The organism is Elizabethkingia argenteiflava (assembly GCF_009904105.1).
In the GTDB taxonomy this organism is placed as follows: Bacteria; Bacteroidota; Bacteroidia; order Flavobacteriales; family Weeksellaceae; genus Elizabethkingia; species Elizabethkingia argenteiflava.
This window is the reverse complement of the sequence record NZ_JAAABJ010000014.1, coordinates 1-259: the sequence shown is the minus strand read 5'-3', so window position 1 is coordinate 259 and position 259 is coordinate 1. Positions and strand designations below refer to the sequence as shown.

Below are 259 nucleotides of genomic sequence, written 5' to 3'. Positions count from 1 at the left end.
TGATGGGAACATTTGCTTTTTCACAAACTGGTCCAAAATTCGGGATTAAGGCAGGAATGAACGTATCTTCAATCTCCAAAGACCAAAATCTCAGCGATACAAAATCTAAAGTAGGTTTTAACGCGGGTGTTTTCCTTAATGCTCCTATATCTACCACTTTAAGCCTTCAGCCAGAAGTTATTTACAATGACTTGGGTTCTAAAGTAACCTTTGGGAATGATCATAAAAATTCATATAGCACTAATTTAGGTTATATTGC

General features: G+C 35.9%; 1 protein-coding gene. It reads left to right on the top strand.

Annotation, left to right across the window (positions count from 1 at the left end; all coding sequences use genetic code 11):
* Positions 1-2: 2 nt before the first annotated feature.
* Positions 3-259: outer membrane beta-barrel protein (locus GNY06_RS00070; protein ID WP_166518288.1), on the top strand; the 257-nt coding region annotated here is incomplete at its 3' end.